The organism is Candidatus Dependentiae bacterium (assembly GCA_018266175.1).
GTDB lineage: Bacteria > Babelota > Babeliae > Babelales > RVW-14 > JAFEAY01.
In genome coordinates this window covers 295153-312104 of the sequence record JAFEAY010000021.1, presented here as the reverse complement: position 1 = coordinate 312104, position 16952 = coordinate 295153, and the positions used below count along the sequence as shown (strand labels likewise).

Below are 16952 nucleotides of genomic sequence, written 5' to 3'. Positions count from 1 at the left end.
CTCTCAAAAATTTGGGGGCCTTTTTTAATGCTCAACATCGCGTAGCAATAGCTCTTGAATTGTGACTTTCACAGATTGATCTTCTATTTTTTCGGCAATAATTTTAGGCGTATATCCACAGGTAGAAGGATAATCTGTATCTACTTGCGCTTCGTGCACAAGAAACTCAATACATGATATATTTTGGGCATAAAGAGCATGAACTAATAATGTTTCTGTTGATGTTTTTGTTTCTGTTTTATAAGACAGAGGGCTGTTGATAAGCCACTGATTTTTCTCAATAAATCGAGTCAATCTCTCAGAGTTAAAGATTTTTTCATGATATATTTGATAAAGAAGTTGATCTAATTCTAGCGAATCTTCATAACCCATTTTTTTACGAACTAAGCTATCGCTACACCAATGCAGTACTTCAAGCAACCCGTCTACTTCTTTGAAATTCTCCTTAAAAACAGCAAGGCGCTTGCGTACATAGATAAGAAGTTTATGATCGATAAGATTATTAAATAACGAGCTTGCAATAGAGGCACTTCGATGTGTGCTTTGAAGAAAAATACGTAATCGTTTATCCTCTGGTACTTTCAGCATTTTTTCGAGTATTGCAAAGATAAAATCATCAATATCACATCGCTCAAAACCGCACGGCACTTCTTCTAAAGCCAGTTCTCGTTCATTCTTTTTTATCTCTTCCCAGCCGCATAAAAGAAGCTGTACATTATAATCAGTAGTAAGCTCCGATGCTCGCTTCCCATCATAATTAACTGCTTCTGGATCTGCGCCCTGCCCAATCAAAAAATTAACCTCTGTATAAAGATTATGTTCGGCTGCTTTCATGAGGAGCGTTTGACCATCTAATGCATTTACTATTGAGCAATCTGCTCCACACTCAACAAGATATCCTGTTAACAAAGTTTTTTTACTCATAATTGCATCTTCAAGCACTGTTTTACCCAAATAGTTTGGCAAATTAATATCAGCTTTTCGCTCTAAAAACCATCTGATCCAACTCTCATATTGTGCAAAATTAGTATAAGTACAATCCAGGAATTTATATCTTAAAAACCAAATAAAAACTGAGTGACCAAGGCTATTTTGCCCATCAATCAAAGCTCCCTGTTCAATAAGCCACTGAGCCATAGCTTGTGTTCGAAGTCCCGTAGTAGCCATCAAGGGAGTATTAACACTCCCAGAATTATCTGTTGGGATATACGTAAAATAATTATTAGTTGGTGAGACAACAAAAAGAGGCATATTGATCAGCCAAGGGTTTTCATTAAAAAAAGCATGCCAAAGATGATCTTTAAATTGAGTCGTTATGCGCAGACCGTTGATCAGGAGTTTGAATTTTTTAATTTTATTCTGCTCGGCAAGCACAAGCATAATAACCCCCCACGTAAGTTCATATAAGCGGCTGAGCGTCTCTGCTTGAGTAAACTCACCTGCTCGTATGCGCTGGCAAATAAATTCAAAATATCGAGGATCATAAAGTTGCAGATAAATTTTTTTTATCTCAGGCTCTATTGAAGAAGCGTCGCTTAGCAGCTGATACGAGGTTGTCTTAATTATTTCTAAAAAGGTACAGACATTTGGTTCAATAGTCAGACTTTTTAAGAGCATTTTGAAAACATCAAATTTTTCTTTTGATTCAAGTACTCCGGTAATAAATAATTCAGCCTCTTGCTCAGATGGTAATGGTTCTGATAAGAAATTTGCTCGAATAAAATTCACCTCTTCTGGACTTACTTCTTCCATTCCCAAAATAACCGTCGGCAGTGCATTGAGCAAAAAAAATAATAATAAAAAATCAATAATTTTCTTCACAAAACATCCATATTTTTGTTTGATGGTACATAATTTTCTGCAAACCAATGAAGCGTTTCTATGAGTTTATTGCATCGATCTGCATCTGATATCCGAAATTTTATACGCTTACAAAGATATTCTAACACACCATCACTCTGAATCTTATCAAACAAATTGTGCATGCGATCGATACATCGATAAGCACTACTGGTTAACATAGAACGAAAGCGCAATTCCTCTGGTCGATCAGCCATAACACTCAATACACCATAAATAAAATCATCGATATCGTCACAACATAGGTTGTAGGGAATTGCTTCATGAGCGAGTTGTTCTTTTTCTTGCAACATAAGTTCCCACTGATACAAGATATCTTTCACACTATCTTGTGTGGCATAATCATATGCTTTACGCTCATCATTTCTTAATGATAAGTCAGCTTTACACTCCAAAAGAAATCGAACAAAACGATAGTTATTCCTATAAGCAGCAACCATTAATGCCGTTTTATTTTCACTATTTCGTTGGTCAACTCTTACTTCTTGATGCATGAGCCATTCTGTAAGAAATTCATTATTTTTTTGAACCGCAACGATAAGCGGAGTGTTGATAACTATATATTGATTCAATGTAACATAACTAAAATAATACTCTTGAGGCGATAATCCTCCATCAATCAATAAATACGGAAACATTGGCATATTGATAAATTTTTTATAGCAGGTAAAAAAATGCTTCCATTTCTTTGTATTAACTTTTCCATAAGAAAGATCTGCAATGAGATCTGTAAATAAATTAAGTCCATTATTTTGAGCAAGATCAAGCATGCACACACCCCATGACATACCGTAAAGATTCTTAAGACTGTACGCCTTATCTTGGATAGATTCTGAAGTGGTCAGTAGTTGTTGGAGACGACAAAAAACTTCTTGATCGTGAATTTGTAGATAGACTTTCTTAACCGCAGGATCATACGAACCAAAATTATGATTCTGAATATCTCGATATAAAAAACTCTGGTTACCCCAAAAATTACTACTTCTTGATGCAATTTGAGGGAGTATCATGCTGTTATTAACGCAAAAATTAAACTCTCGCAAAAGAAAAGATCGGAATGATTTTATTGATGCCTCATCTTTACACGTGGCATCAACGAACAATTGAGCTTCTAACTCTGTTACAGGATCAGAAGCCTTGTTCTTACATGGCAAGCACCAAAAAAAAGATCCAATATTACTCAACAAGCAGAGTACTATTATAATTTTCTTCATAAAGAGCTATTCCCAATAACCAGCCCATAACTTACGTCGATATACAAACATATCTGAAACAAAATAGGTTCTTCAACAAACGAAATTTCCAGTTCTTCTGAAAATAATCAAGAGCTCCACAATTACTTTCCCCTGTTTGAAAATCAGGCAAAGTTGAGCTTTTACAGCTTCTAATCTATGCTTAATAAACTTTAGCCTAGATTTTCTTACTCAAAACAAGGGTCTTTTATGTTTATTGTGCTTGGCTTTATTATTTACTTTACAGTCGTCTTTTTAATTGGTTATTTAGCTCATAAAAATCAAGCGCTCTCCTCAAGCCCGGAAAGTTCTTCTGGCTTTATTCTTGGAAACCGATCGGTTAATTATTGGCTAACAGCCCTTTCTGCTCAGGCAAGCGACATGAGTGATTGGTTGTTTATGGCACTCCCTGCTATGATCTTTACAGGAGGTCTTTTTAATGCCTGGGTTGCCATTGGTCTTGTGAGCGGTATGTTTGCAAGCTGGCACTTTATTGCCCCTAAGCTTCGAACTATCACTGAGCAACTTAACTGCTTTACGCTTTCTAGTTACTTCGAAAAAAGATTTAACGACCAATCAGGAATACTCCGAACATTAAGCGCCCTCATGACGCTCTTTTTCTTTATTGTCTATATTTGCGCAGGGCTGACCGGTATAGGCTTGCTTGTCGAATCTGCTCTGAATATAAATTACGCATATGGTGTTATTGGTGCAAGTATCATGGTTGCAATTTATACCATTGTAGGGGGCTTTGTTGCCGTTGCATGGTTTGATGCATTTCAAGCAATTTTTTTACTTTGCGCTCTATTTTTAACCGCATCAAGTGCTTTAATTATTGTTGGAGGCTGGCCAATGCTCCCGATTGCAGCTGCAACTCAAGGAGTTTCGCTCAGTTTGCTCTCAGATTACTCATGGACCACACTCCTCAATGCTCTTTTTATTGGACTCAGCTGGGGACTTGGCTATTTTGGTGTACCTCATGTTCTTACTAAATTTATGGCCATTAACGATGTACGAGAAATGCATAAGGCTAAGTACATTGGCATCGCTTGGCAAATTATGGCACTCAGTGTTGCGGTAAGTATTGGCGTTATTGGTATGGCATATTTTTCGCAGGGAATAATCAATCCTGAGCTTATTTTTATCCGCATGGTTGTTGATATGTTTTCACCACTTGCTGCAGGACTCATTTTATGCGCTATTGTGGGCGCTACACTTGCAACCGTTGAAGCGCAAGTCATTGTCGTTGCCTCAGTTTTTACCGAAGATTTTTACCATCAGACACTCAAAAATCCTACCAAAAAAGCACTTGAATGGGCATTTCGTACCTGCATCTTTTTTGTTACCATTGCAGCATGCTGCCTAGCTCTTCTCAAATTACATTCTATCCAACAACTTGTTGGATATGCCTGGATGGGACTTGGAAGCTCTTTTGGCCCAGTAGTTCTCCTTTCACTCTACAGCAAAAGTATCAACCGCTACGGTGCTTGTGCTGGCATTTTAGGAGGTGGTATTATTGCTGCGCTGTGGGAAAATTACCTCAAATCATTAATCACTATTTCAGGACTTTCTATTCCCGCACTGATTCCTGGCTTTGCAATAAGCGTTGTATTAATTTATGGAGTATCATTTCTGACCAAAGATTCAAACTAAATTTATAATCGCACATTACATTTGACAGGCTACCAAAAAGGGCCTACCATCATGCCGTCAAAATTTTCGCTTTATATTTTGTGAAAGGGTTATGATGATGTTTAGATTTATCAAAACTTCGGCGTTCTGCTTGCTCAGTTTTTCTTCTGTTCATGCTATGCAAAGTAACTTTGCAAAATTACCAAATAATATAATTGTTGCACGCGCAAACAACAAAAAACTTGCACAGTATGCACATATATTTTCTTGTTTTAGTAACAACAGTACAGTTATTGCTGAATCTCATATTCGCGAATTAATACAGCGCGGTGATTTTGATCCTAATACTATCGATGACACCAAAGACACGCTTCTTTTGGTTGCCATTGCAAAGTCTGGGGATTTTGCAGGCAAAGAATTTGAAGAATCTGAGAGTGAACAAGTGACCTCCGCAAGAAATATTATCATGCTTCTAACGCATCCAAACTTAGGAACAGAATTACGCTTCTCCGGCGCACACCCAGGACAAACTCCGTTGCACCGTGCGGCAGCACAAAACCTTGTTCCGGTTGTTCGTCAATTGCTTGACTCTGGAGCACCGGTTCACATCATCGACCAGGCGGGGAGAACTCCACTACACCCTGCCGCACAAAATGCGTGCCCTGAAATTGTACAAATGTTGGTAAAGGCATTGGAAAAATATGATATGATTATCGCCGTGTTATGCCATAAAGACAACTATGGTCGCTCGGTTATAACATTTGCAAAGCTTAATAAGCTTTATAAACAAGAGGTTTTAGGGTATCTGACCAACTTTATGCTCACTCATGAAAACGAAGGATTTGCTCAGTTAAGGGAAGAAGCAATCCTGTCTTAGCAATAATAACTTATCTTGCTTCATCAAATAAATTAACCAATTCTCAAAAAGACAGAAAATCGCCCTTGTTGCAGCCTCGATTTCCTGTCTTTTTTTTACTTTTCTTAACTTACCCCCATCTCAAATAGTGCAAAATTGAAACTATAAAAATATTACCAAAGAATCTTTTTTCAGTTTGTTTAATTAAATCATTTACAAAATGAATATATTTTATGTAGGATAAAACTGCAGGGAATAATCACCTTGATAATCCCTCAGGAAGTTGATTTATTCCTATAAAACAAAAGGAGACACACATGTCATATTTTTCAAAAAAAATACTCGTTCTTATCGTAGCAGGTTTATTATGTTCACAAGTAAATGCCTACACGCCCACTAGTAAGGAAGAGAAGCTCCTACTGCTTGCATCGGTTGCAGATGGAAAATCCGATATCAAACGTATGAGGAAACTTCTTAATAAAGGGACAAATATTGAGGTGCGAGCAGCACATGGGGATACTCCCCTTTTGCATGCAATTGAAAATGGCAAACTATCAGTTGTAGAATTACTGCTCAATCATGGAGCAAAAGTGAATTACACGAATGGTGCTCATGACCAATCGCCGTTGCAACGGGCTGTTGCAAAAGCTATAGAGCATAGCGATGACGAATCAAAGCGTATAGACTTCACCAAAATTGTTGTACTCTTGCTCAATAAAAATGCCGACCCTGACCTTGCTGATAACCATGGAAGAAGTGCTCGCAGTCTTGCTCAAAAGCAAAATATCAGAAAAGAATTAAAAGATTTATTGGAAGTTAAGTAGAGACTTTCTAGGCAGGTTCAAAAGGGGTGTTTTTGGCCGAAGCGTAGAATCTACGCCCGATTTTTATTTATCTTCAGGAAAGAGGTTCAGTAATTCATAGACCGATTGAAAAGCAATTACCCTACACGAGCTTTTGATTCCAGTCTGAGCCCGTGCAATAAATATTGTATCTATTCCAAATTTTTCAGCTTCTTTGATACACATGCCTACTTGATTGGCCGGCTTAATTTGCCCGGTAAGACTGATTTCTGCAAGGGCAAGTGATTTGGGTGGAAGCGGTTTTTGGAAGTAGCTTGAAAGGAGCGCAAGTGCTATACCAAGATCTGAAGAACTTTCTTTGATTTTAAAACCACCGCTCACTTTGAAGAAAATGTCCTGCATACTAAATTTAATGTACAAATATTTCTCAAGAATTGCAGCAATAAGAACAATACGCTTGGGATCCATACCGGTTACTACACGTTGAGGCATACCGAATTTTGATTGAATCGTCAGCGCTTGCAGCTCGAGCAACAAGGGCCGAGAGCCTTCAATACTGCAAACAAGTGCTGCACCCGGAACTTGCGATGCCTCTCCCAGGAGATGCTGGTTGATGTTGGCAATCTCTTCAAGCCCTTCTTCACGCATTTCAAAAAAACCAACTTCATTAATCGTTCCAAAACGGTTTTTTACTGAACGTAAAATACGTGACTGCCAACGATCTTCGCCCTGCAGATAAAAAACTGCATCAACCATATGCTCAAGCACTTTAGGGCCAGCCATCTGCCCCTCTTTAGTAATATGGCCGGTAATAAGTACCGCAATGTTATTTTCTTTTGCAAGACGCATAAGAATAAATCCCGCCTCACGTAACTGCGCAATCGTGCCGGGAATAGCATGTGAATCTGGTGACAGGTGACAGTTTTGAATTGAATCAAGAATAATCAATGCAGGCTTATGTGCTTTTGCTGTAGAAACAATACCTTCAAGATATGACTGATCTGAAAATCGTAAATGAGAAGCAGTCACTTCAAGGCGATTTGCTCGATTTTTAACCTGTTGCAAAGACTCTTCAGATGAAAAATAAACAACTTCATATTCTTGAGCAAGGCGATCTGCAACCTGCAATAAGAGCGTAGATTTTCCAATGCCCGGGTCGCCCGTCAGAATAATAAATGATCCTGGAAGAACTCCGCCACCAAGCACACGGTCCCATTCTTTAATGCCCGACTGCATGCGCTCTTGAGCTTGAATATTAATATCATCAAGTTGAAAAAGCTCGGCTGCCGGCATGTTTGTTGTACCGCTGCCACCAAAGCTTTTCTTTGCAAAAGCATCAAAGGTAGGAGTTTGCTCAATAAAACTGTTCCACTCACTGCAAGCGGGGCAACAACCTACCCATTTAGCGCTTTGCAATGCACAATTAGTACATTCAAACGAAATTTTTTGCTTTGCCACAGTTTATTCAACCAATGTTGTTGTGTTTTTTTTCTGTACAAGGGGAGGAATAGAGACACCAAGCTGCGCTGAACAATCAATTTGAAAGCAACTACGACAACGTGCTTCATAAAGCTCTTCTGCGCCAACTAAAATAATCGGATCAGAGTAACGAGCTGGCTTTCCATCAATCAGCCTTTGTGTTTGATGAGCATCTTGACCACACTGAACACAAATTGCCTTGAATTTTACAACTTCATCAGCAATTGACATAAGAATCGGCATGATCCCAAAAGGCTCGCCACGAAAATCAAGATCAAGACCAGCAACAACTACGCGCTTTCCAGCGTCGATTAATTTGCAGATAATATCAATGATTTCTGTTGTAAAAAATTGGATTTCATCGATACCAATAACATCAACATTTTTATGAGCAAGTTCAAGAATTTTATCAATTGAAACCGCATTCTCACCAACCGAAAATGCAAAGCGCTCACGGCCTTCATGTGATACGATACACGTTGGAGCTTTGTTGTTTCGTTTGTCGATATGATGTTTGATAGTAACAACTTGCTGCTTTGCATATTCTGCTCGTCTGAGACGCCTCATCAACTCTTCAGTCTTTCCTGAAAACATCGATCCACAAACAACTTCTAATCTTCCTTTTTGAGGAAATACACTGGACTCAAACTTCATAGCAGCTCCTCACCGTAACAAAATAAAATCAAAACCGCTCTTAGTATATCAAGGTTATCAAGCGATAAAAGAAGGAGCTGAAAAAACTATTCATCATCAAAGTCACTATCGTCTGCATCAGGCTCACCACCACCAAAAAGACCTCCAAACCAACGACGACCTCCTGCAGGAGGTTGAGGCGGTTGTTGCTGATCACCTGGCACTGCTACAACAGGCACTGGCGGCTGAGGGGCATTTCCAAAAATGGTTCTTCCAACATATCCAGCACGAGCTTCATTAATAAGCTGATCTAACCGCGCAATTGCCGGAGTAAGTGCTTGAGCAACAATAATTTGAACATCTGGATTTGGTCCTTCTGGAACAATCACAGGAGCATCTGGGTTTAAATTCGGTTCAGCACCAGGCACAACGGGAAGAGGTTGTGGTGCGTTATGTGCAGCCGCACGAAGAGCTCCACGTACAGCTCGCTCTGTTGCTTGATCTGCATACATTGGACCATTAGTTCTAAGATCATTAATTGCAGTTCGCAGGTCATTAGTTGCAGTATTAACTTGTGCTTCCATTCGATCAGCGCGTGCGTTAATGTGCCAAACTTTTTCAAAACCTTCAGCAATTTTTTCTGTAAGTCCATCAATTGCCTTAGTAAAGAAGTCGTTAGCCCATACACCCGCCTGATCGGCACCTTTAGATACAAGATCCCAACGGTAAAGGGAAAAGCCAATTATAGCAATGACAATGGTCGTAATAATTAAATTTCTAAAAATTTTAGATTCAACAAGTGTTTCTCGTACGCCAAATTTTTCAAGCCCAAAAATAAATACTCGAATAAATTCTTCATCAATTTTTTCTTTACCCAAACCATTGTTAATGCGCAACATCTCTTGTTTAATTTTTTCAAGAGTATACAAAACTGATTCTTTTTTTTGAGCATAGGGAACCGATGTTTTATTAACAACAAACAAGGTCAAAACTGCTTTTGTAATAGCATTCCCAAATGGATAATCTGTGCCTATTGCAACATTAAAAATTTTATACTTACTTAATTCATGAAAAGAACCCAAAAGAGAATCTTTATAGTTTTCGTCTTTCGTATTCAAGCTTGATAGAGTTGTATGAAACTCTAAATGATATAAGCGATTAATTTTACGCAACAAAAACCGACTATCTCGATCATTTTTTTTCTCGAGCCAAGAAATTAAACTAAGTAAAATAGTACCCTGCATAACAGGGTCATCATTAAGATTAGTTGATATAATTAAATTATTAGAATAAGGAGAGCTTGGATTGTTCACATCGTCAAAAAAATGACTTTTAACGAGCTCATAGTAAACATCTTCAAACGAGCTGCGAGCTTGTTCTACCTTTTTTTGAAAATCATAAAGAGGTGGCAATGTGCCTCGCGATTCACATTGACCAATCAATATAAAGAATCCAAAAAATAATCCGAACATTCTATAGAGAACTACTCTCATATCCCACCCAATTTTTTTTTGCATTCCGTAGTCCATAGATCTCACGTTTCAACTAAATAATTGTAGCGAGCATTAAATGCTCAAGTAAATAGTCTTAAGAATCAGTATTTCAACAGTAGTCAAAGTTTAGACAAGGCTTGAAGAATGTCAAAAAGTAGCCTGTCAACCCTGATAATTCAACCTTAAAATAAAGTGTTTCATGGTTAAATTCTCAATTTGAATTTTAAAAAATAGCAAATTAATGCATAATTGATACCAATGTGCATTATTGATATTCTTTTCTTGAAATTAAGTTCCAACCCCATAAAAATAATTATCCCATATGAAGCGCAATCTGCCAACTGCAGGCGCTGCAGGGGCTTCTTGCAAGTTAAGATCTAAATCAGAGGGCCTTACCCCTAATCCCTTTAAAGCGAATCGAGCAAGTGCTCGTTTCATTCTTGATGGCACTTCAGCCTGAATTATAGGCTGCTCCGGTAGAGGTATGTAGGCAGGCGCCGGTTGATTTAGTCCAGCCTGAGCTTGTACTAATGCTAACGCAGCCTGAGCTTGTGCCAATTCTAATGCAGCATGTTGTCCAGGTTGATCCTCATTGCCTTGTTCATTTAATGCAGCCTGGGCTTGTGCGACTGTTAAGGCAGCTTGAGCGAGAGCTAGCTCTAACGCAGCCTGCTCTCGGATTCCCTGCTCGTGGAAACGCTGGCGAGCTGCGGCTATATATTGAGGCGTACTCACAACATCGCCCAAAACCCCTCCCTCTAAAGAAATCGCAAGAGCATCCATCATACTTTCTCCAGCCCTTCGCGATAAATCTGCAACTCCTTGAGGAGATAGTTGTGCTTCTATTCTGTTGACACGCGCATTAATGTGCCACACTTCTTCAAAGCCTTCAGCCATTTTCTTTGTAAGCCCATTAATTGCTTGTGTAAAAAAATAGTTTGCCCACTCACCAGCTTTATGAGACCCTTTAGCAACTAAATCCCAACGGTAAAAGCAAAAACCAATTACAGTAATGGTAATGGTAGTTATAATTAAATTTCTAAATATTTTAGATTCAACAAGCGTTTGACGTACCCCAAATTTTTCAAGCCCAAAAATAAAGGCATGAATAACTTCTTCATCAATGCTTTCTTTACCCAAATTATTATTAATGTATAGTATTTCCTGTTTAATTTTTTGAAGAATATAGAGAACTGATTCTTTTTTTTCCGAATAGGGAATTGAAGTTTTATTAAGAACCAATAATGTTAAAACAGATTTTGTAATAGCAGTTCTAAAAGGATAATCAGAGCCTATTGCAACATTAAAAATTTTATATTTACCTAATGTATGAAATGAATCCATAAGGGAATCTGGCAAGCTTTCATCCTTAGGATTTAAGCTTGCCAGATTTCTATGAAACTCTAAATAATAAAGGCGATTAATTTTACGTAATAAAAAACGACTATCTCGATCATTTTTTTTCTCAAGCCAGGAAATTAAACGTAATAAAATAGTACCCTGCATAACAGGGTCATCATTAAGATTAGTTGAAATAATTAAATTATTAGAATAAGGAGAACTTGGATTATTCACATCATCAAAGAAGTGACTTTTTACCAGCTCATAATAAACGTCTTCAAACGAACTACGAGCATGCTCTACTTTTTTTTGAAATTTATAAAGAGATGGTAATGCATCTCGGGACTTACATTGACTAACTAATGAAAAAAGAAAAAAAAAGAGTATCCAAACCTTACTAAAAACTACGCTCATATCTAAGCCAAAATATCTTTGCAATCTGTAGTGCATAAATCTCATTTTTTAATTAAATGATTGAAGTGAGTACCAAATAATCAAGTAAATGGTCCTAAGAATCAGTATTTTAACGATAGTCAAAGTTTAGCCAAGACAAAGAAAGTGTCAAATAGGGAATTGTTGTAATTATATTATTATGAGAATAATAAATAAATGTGCGCCTATTTTTCAATCTGAATATAAAAAATGGACGCACATGAGAGTAATTATTTTGAAATTGTAGCTTGAATAAATCCACTCAGTCCACGGATTTGAGCGTATTCATGAGCTCGTACAAGATCTTCTGGAGTATCAATACCGATTACTTCTTGATCTGTTTTATGCATTTTAATGCGTAAGCCATGATAAAGAAATCTCAACTGCTCAAGTTTCTCAGCTTCTTCAAGGGCACAAGCTTCGGCGAGCGCTATTTTTTTCAGAGCATCGGTCGTATAAGCATAGAGCCCAACATGCTTGTAGTGAATTTGCTGTTTTATAATTACTTCTAAATCTTGCTCATCGCGCACAGCAGGAATCATGCTTCGAGAAAAATAAAGTGCATATCCATTATGATCGGATACAACTTTTGCAAACTTAGGACTTGTTAATTCTTGTGCAGTAATAATTTGTTTTTTAAGTGTCCAAACATCAGCATCATTTGAGCCACTTGACTGTAATAACTGCTCGATCATTGATTGCGTAATAAAAGGCTCATCTCCTTGCCAATTTACCCAAATGTCGGCTGATAAAATATTGCGTTGCATAATTTCAATAATACGATCAGTACCAGATTGACAATCTTTTGAGGTCATTGTCCATTGTCCGCCAAATGTATCAATCACATCGGCAAGCTCTTGATCATCGATTGCAAAAATTACTTCATCAAAAAGTGAAACTTTTTTTGCTGCATTCCATACCCACTCTAAAAGGGGGCGATCATGCAATGTTGATAGCAATTTTTTAGGATACCGTGTTGCCTGCAAACGAGCAGGTATTACACAAACAATTTTTTTTGAAGCCATTTTTTTTTCTAACACAATAAAACTCCTGAACAAAATAACAATTCGCTGTTCAACAATTTTATTTTAGTGATATTATCAAAAAACAAAAATTATTTTTATTGAACAGCTTATCCTACTTTAATTTCTTTACGTAGAAAGAACGTCATGTCAGAAGAATATCTTTTACTCAAAAAATCTCCGGAGCTTCACGGTCAAGCAGCCATTGTTGGTGCAAAAAATGCCGTCTTGGGGATTATTGCTTCACTCATTCTGACTCAAGGAACATCTCATCTTAAAAATGTTCCAGACTCTGCAGATGTTCATCAAATGATTAACCTGCTTAGATCATTGGGAGCTCTTGTAAACTTTAACACTCAAAGTAAAGAACTCACGGTTGATACATCAACACTCAACTGTTTTGAAGTTTCTCCTGATATTATGAATAAAATGCGTGCATCGATACTCGTTTTAGGACCGTTGCTTGCACGTTTTGGCAAAGCACGCGTAGCATATCCAGGAGGTTGTGTCCTTGGAGCTCGCCCTATTAACTACCACCTGATTGGTCTAAAAAAATTGGGTGTGGTCATTGAAAGTCAAGGTCATTTTTTGTACGCAAAACTATCATCGCACCAAAGCAGTGATCATGCCAGAATTGTTCTTGAATATCCAAGCGTTGGAGCTACCGAAAATATTATGATGCTTGCCGTTGCATTGCCTGGACAAACGACGATTATTAATGCTGCAACAGAACCAGAAGTTCTTGATATGATTGATGTACTTAATAAAATGGGTGCAAAAATTAGCGTACTTGGAAATGGAACGCTCCATATTCAAGGCGTTAGCAAGCTCAATCCAATAGATCATCATGTTATTCCAGATCGCCTTGAAGCCGGCGCACTTTTACTGGCTGCAAGCATTACTGGCGGCCAGATTCATCTTCCCGATGCGCGTCCAGATCATATGGATATGTTTTTGGCAAAACTTGAAGAAATGGGACATCAAGTAATTACGCAATTCAATAATCCTGATCCAACCTGGAAAGGAATTACATTAATTGCAACAAAATCTCCACGCGCTGTAAGTTTTAAAACAGCTCCCTATCCAGGATTTCCAACCGATCTACAAGCTCCCATGATGGCAGCTTTGTGTTTGGCAAATGGAACCAGTATTGTTGAAGAAACTGTTTTTGAAAATCGCCTTATTCATGCACAAGAACTACGCAAAATGGGGGCACAAATTTCTGTAAATGGAACAACCGCGGTAATACACGGAGTCGATGCACTCTATGGTTGTGAAGTTATTGCAAATGATATTCGAGCATCATGCAGTCTTGTCATGGCTGGTCTGCAGGCTGCTGGACAAACCAAAGTCACCGGTATTCACCACTGGCAACGTGGCTATGATAACCTAGAAGAAAAACTTCGAATTTTAGGTGCTCAAATTGAGCTACGATCTGCCTGAGCTGTATACCATAAATAGATAACCAAGCACACTATACGTCAGCAGCTTATCTCCCCGGTAAGCTTGCTGAAAGTTCTGCAACTTCTTTTGTAATAAGCGCCTGACGTAGTTTATTAAATTGAATGGTCAGCCGCTCAAGAATCTTATCAGCATTGGTATACGAACCATCCATTGCTACAAAACGAGCAGCTTGCTCTGCAATAAGAGCCTGAAAGAGAGTGTTTACCAGAGTGGTACGCACATATAAATGAGCAAGATATTTTGCGATATCATCACGATCTTGCTCTAAAATAATCTCTTGATCGTCGATAAGATCAGTTTGCTTGTTGATACTTTCAGAATCATGCGAATCACCCTCATAATTATCAAGACAAGCAGGAGTAAGAGTTGTTTTAAGAGGTCGTTGCATAAAAAATGATTTTAATTCGTTACTCAGAATAGTTACTGAAGAATATGGCTGATCTGTATTTAAAATTTTTTCCATTAAGTCATCGGTAATCGTTGCTAGATTATGCGATGTAAGCTCATGGTAAAAACAAATTAATTCACCAATCTTAGCCTCTTTTGCAAATTTAACCGCCTTTTGGCCAATAGCAATAAGCTTGAGTTTTTGATGCGGCTCAACAAACATAGATTTTTTTGCATAACGAAAAAGATTTGAATTAAGGCTACCACAAAGCCCTTTTGACGTGCCAATAATCAGAAAAAGAGGATTTTGATCAAGAACATCATTAGGAAATAAAAAAGGATCATTCCAATGAGCTCCCTGAGTAAACCGTAAGAAAAGAGATCGAACGCTACTCATATAGGTATTCATTGGAACACGCTGTTTTTCAAGTTTAGCATAAAGCGACATCGATACGAGTCGAACAGCATGTGTAATTTTTTTTGTTGTTTGGACCGATTTAATCTGCTGTTTTAATTGGGCTAGTTGAGACACGTTTATTCCTTGTCAAAAAGATCGGCATGCAGTTGTTCGGCACTTATTAACATACGAAAAAATCATTTTTTTTACAATGAGTGAACTAAAGAGATAGGCTATAGTAAGGGGCAACACTTTAAACCTCAACCATTTTTTAGGAAAAAACCACTTATGATTGTTGTTATTGACGGTTATAATATGCTTAGACAAATATTTCCAGGTGATAAAGGTAAACTTGACCCACAAAGAAAGTACCTCATCCAACAACTTGCACACTATAAAAATTATAAAAAAAACGAAATCTCCGACCTCATTATTGTTTTTGATGCAGGACCACTCCATCATGCAACCCGAGAAGTACACAAAGGAGTTGTTGTGATGTTTTCAGGTCAGCAAAGCAATGCTGACGAATGGATCATAAATTATGCAAAAAAAAACAAAAATCGAGAAGTTATTGTTGTTACTAAAGATCGAGGCCTTATTCAAGAATGTAGTAAATACCATGCAGAATCGATTGATGGATCAAGTTTTTATCAACTTGTTTACAATGCAATAGCCGAGCAATCGAATAATACCAATACGCTTCTCTATGACGAAAAAATCAAAAAATTTGAACCCATTCAAAGTCTTTATGACGAAGAATTCTCTGAAGCTGAGACTCAAACCAATAAACAGGCTCTTGATTTTTTAATGCAGCAAGCAAGCGTTTTTACTCCAAAAAAAGATCCTATTGTAGAGCAAAATACTCCTCGTAGCAGGAAGGGAGCTGCTCAATCTCTATCTAAAAAAGAAAAAAAGATTTATGCTAAACTCAAGAAACTTTGATAATAACATCGATCTATTAGGCCTTATGGATATTATTTTTAATCAAGAAAATATTCCCGCGATTGTAAAAAAAGAAATCATCCCCCTCCTTGCTTATAAAAATATTTTCACCTTGCATGGCCCTATGGGAGCTGGAAAAACAACATTGGTCAAAGAAATTTTACAACAATCTGGCGTTACCCAGACCGTTGTAAGTCCCACTTTTGGGTATGTTAATACCTATCATGGATCTCATAATCGAATATTTTATCACTTTGATCTTTATCGGCTTTCATCAATTGATGAATTTATTGGAGCTGGATTTGATGAATATTTCTCACAAAAAAATTCTTTTATTATTATCGAATGGCCCGATCTGATCGATTCATTGCTTGCTACCTCTGAACTAATTAAAAGAACTCAATCTATCAAATTATCATATGATCCAAACGATTTTTCTTGTAGAATAATCAGAATCTAATAGCACATATTGAACTTTTTTTTAAAAAAAAGTTGAAATCTTTTATAAAAAATCTATCCTTAATGTCATTGCAAAGAATAGTTGATTCTTAATGCTTAATGGGGAGGTTCCCGAGCGGTCAAAGGGGACGGACTGTAAATCCGTTGGCTCAGCCTTCACAGGTTCGAATCCTGTTCTCCCCACCATTTTCTTAAAATAATTGTTTTTAAGAAAAAAATTACTTGTTAATTGGCACTTAATAAAAACTTTTGTATAATACAAAAAGTGCTCTTTCTACAGGTAAAAGCTCCGCGGGAATAGCTCAATTGGCTAGAGCGACAGCCTTCCAAGCTGTAGGTTGCGGGTTCGAGCCCCGTTTCCCGCTCCAAGAGACATAAGCTGGCATAGCTCAGTTGGTAGAGCAGCTGATTTGTAATCAGCAGGTCGCTGGTTCGAGTCCAGTTGCCAGCTCCAGAACCTAGACAAGTGCTTAAACACCCTTGATGACCGCATACACGCCCTAAGTGAGCGATGAAAAAC

At 37.7% G+C, this 16952-nt stretch carries 14 protein-coding genes and 3 tRNA genes; 9 read left to right on the top strand and 8 right to left on the bottom strand.

Features of this window, described 5'->3' with window-relative positions; translation table 11 throughout:
* Window positions 1–24 precede the first annotated feature (24 nt).
* Together JST56_05505 and JST56_05500 are read right to left on the bottom strand one after the other, a co-directional pair.
* Entirely contained in the window at window positions 25–1821 is a 1797-nt protein-coding gene (locus JST56_05505) for an ankyrin repeat domain-containing protein (protein MBS1988419.1), read from the bottom strand.
* Window positions 1818–3074 carry an ankyrin repeat domain-containing protein gene (locus JST56_05500; GenBank protein MBS1988418.1) on the bottom strand — a complete coding sequence of 419 codons (1257 nt, stop codon included), beginning with the start codon at window positions 3072–3074 and terminating at the stop codon, window positions 1818–1820. The genes JST56_05505 and JST56_05500 overlap by 4 nt, the downstream gene beginning before the upstream one ends.
* Before the next feature lie 228 nt (window positions 3075–3302).
* On the opposite strand from JST56_05500, the gene JST56_05495 reads away from it, so the two are divergent.
* The 3 genes from JST56_05495 to JST56_05485 all read left to right on the top strand — a co-directional run bounded on the left by JST56_05495 (window position 3303) and on the right by JST56_05485 (window position 6404).
* Window positions 3303–4745: a sodium/proline symporter gene (locus JST56_05495; GenBank protein MBS1988417.1), complete on the top strand. Its 1443-nt coding sequence runs from the start codon at window positions 3303–3305 to the stop codon at window positions 4743–4745.
* A 94-nt stretch (window positions 4746–4839) separates the two neighbouring features.
* The gene (locus JST56_05490) at window positions 4840–5601 is read left to right on the top strand and encodes an ankyrin repeat domain-containing protein (protein ID MBS1988416.1); all 762 of its coding nucleotides are present in this window, start codon (window positions 4840–4842) and stop codon (window positions 5599–5601) included.
* Between the two features lie 296 nt (window positions 5602–5897).
* Complete coding sequence (locus tag JST56_05485) at window positions 5898–6404, top strand: ankyrin repeat domain-containing protein (GenBank protein MBS1988415.1); 507 nt, start codon at window positions 5898–5900, stop codon at window positions 6402–6404.
* Window positions 6405–6467: 63 nt separating this feature from the next.
* Here JST56_05485 and radA read toward each other — a convergent pair whose 3' ends face one another.
* The 5 genes from radA to kdsB form a co-directional block, all read right to left on the bottom strand.
* On the bottom strand, window positions 6468–7841 hold the full coding sequence (gene radA / locus JST56_05480) for a DNA repair protein RadA (protein MBS1988414.1): 1374 nt from the start codon (window positions 7839–7841) through the stop codon (window positions 6468–6470).
* 3 nt (window positions 7842–7844) lie between these two features.
* Window positions 7845–8516: a thymidine kinase gene (locus JST56_05475; protein MBS1988413.1), complete on the bottom strand. Its 672-nt coding sequence runs from the start codon at window positions 8514–8516 to the stop codon at window positions 7845–7847.
* Window positions 8517–8602: 86 nt separating this feature from the next.
* Window positions 8603–10012 carry a hypothetical protein gene (locus JST56_05470; protein ID MBS1988412.1) on the bottom strand — a complete coding sequence of 470 codons (1410 nt, stop codon included), beginning with the start codon at window positions 10010–10012 and terminating at the stop codon, window positions 8603–8605.
* A 264-nt stretch (window positions 10013–10276) separates the two neighbouring features.
* Window positions 10277–11779, bottom strand: coding sequence for a hypothetical protein (locus JST56_05465; GenBank protein MBS1988411.1), 1503 nt, complete (start codon window positions 11777–11779; stop codon window positions 10277–10279).
* Window positions 11780–11991: 212 nt separating this feature from the next.
* Window positions 11992–12801 carry a 3-deoxy-manno-octulosonate cytidylyltransferase gene (kdsB, locus tag JST56_05460; protein MBS1988410.1) on the bottom strand — a complete coding sequence of 270 codons (810 nt, stop codon included), beginning with the start codon at window positions 12799–12801 and terminating at the stop codon, window positions 11992–11994.
* 129 nt (window positions 12802–12930) lie between these two features.
* On the opposite strand from kdsB, the gene murA reads away from it, so the two are divergent.
* On the top strand, window positions 12931–14226 hold the full coding sequence (murA, locus tag JST56_05455; protein MBS1988409.1) for a UDP-N-acetylglucosamine 1-carboxyvinyltransferase: 1296 nt from the start codon (window positions 12931–12933) through the stop codon (window positions 14224–14226).
* Window positions 14227–14272: 46 nt separating this feature from the next.
* Here murA and JST56_05450 read toward each other — a convergent pair whose 3' ends face one another.
* The gene (locus JST56_05450) at window positions 14273–15166 is read right to left on the bottom strand and encodes a F0F1 ATP synthase subunit gamma (protein MBS1988408.1); all 894 of its coding nucleotides are present in this window, start codon (window positions 15164–15166) and stop codon (window positions 14273–14275) included.
* 153 nt (window positions 15167–15319) lie between these two features.
* Here JST56_05450 and JST56_05445 point away from each other — a divergent pair, with 153 nt between their 5' ends.
* The 5 genes from JST56_05445 to JST56_05425 all read left to right on the top strand — a co-directional run bounded on the left by JST56_05445 (window position 15320) and on the right by JST56_05425 (window position 16886).
* Window positions 15320–15973: an NYN domain-containing protein gene (locus JST56_05445; protein MBS1988407.1), complete on the top strand. Its 654-nt coding sequence runs from the start codon at window positions 15320–15322 to the stop codon at window positions 15971–15973.
* Window positions 15951–16433, top strand: a complete 483-nt coding sequence (gene tsaE, locus JST56_05440) for a tRNA (adenosine(37)-N6)-threonylcarbamoyltransferase complex ATPase subunit type 1 TsaE (GenBank protein ID MBS1988406.1) — start codon at window positions 15951–15953, stop codon at window positions 16431–16433. Before JST56_05445 ends, tsaE begins: the two co-directional genes overlap by 23 nt.
* Window positions 16434–16533: 100 nt before the next feature.
* A tRNA-Tyr gene (locus tag JST56_05435) sits at window positions 16534–16618 on the top strand.
* Between the two features lie 105 nt (window positions 16619–16723).
* Window positions 16724–16800 (top strand) — tRNA-Gly (locus tag JST56_05430).
* A 10-nt stretch (window positions 16801–16810) separates the two neighbouring features.
* Window positions 16811–16886 (top strand) — tRNA-Thr (locus tag JST56_05425).
* Window positions 16887–16952: the final 66 nt, after the last annotated feature.

What these genes read in the sequence shown, in the direction of transcription:
- murA (MBS1988409.1), top strand. Translation starts at nt 12,931, where the DNA reads ATGTCAGAAGAATATCTTTTACTCAAAAAATCTCCGGAGCTTCACGGT.
- JST56_05475 (MBS1988413.1), bottom strand. Translation starts at nt 8,516, where the DNA reads ATGAAGTTTGAGTCCAGTGTATTTCCTCAAAAAGGAAGATTAGAAGTT.
- JST56_05470 (MBS1988412.1), bottom strand. Translation starts at nt 10,012, where the DNA reads ATGCAAAAAAAAATTGGGTGGGATATGAGAGTAGTTCTCTATAGAATG.
- JST56_05500 (MBS1988418.1), bottom strand. Translation starts at nt 3,074, where the DNA reads ATGAAGAAAATTATAATAGTACTCTGCTTGTTGAGTAATATTGGATCT.
- JST56_05445 (MBS1988407.1), top strand. Translation starts at nt 15,320, where the DNA reads ATGATTGTTGTTATTGACGGTTATAATATGCTTAGACAAATATTTCCA.
- JST56_05495 (MBS1988417.1), top strand. Translation starts at nt 3,303, where the DNA reads ATGTTTATTGTGCTTGGCTTTATTATTTACTTTACAGTCGTCTTTTTA.
- JST56_05485 (MBS1988415.1), top strand. Translation starts at nt 5,898, where the DNA reads ATGTCATATTTTTCAAAAAAAATACTCGTTCTTATCGTAGCAGGTTTA.
- tsaE (MBS1988406.1), top strand. Translation starts at nt 15,951, where the DNA reads ATGCTAAACTCAAGAAACTTTGATAATAACATCGATCTATTAGGCCTT.
- JST56_05465 (MBS1988411.1), bottom strand. Translation starts at nt 11,779, where the DNA reads ATGCACTACAGATTGCAAAGATATTTTGGCTTAGATATGAGCGTAGTT.
- JST56_05490 (MBS1988416.1), top strand. Translation starts at nt 4,840, where the DNA reads ATGATGTTTAGATTTATCAAAACTTCGGCGTTCTGCTTGCTCAGTTTT.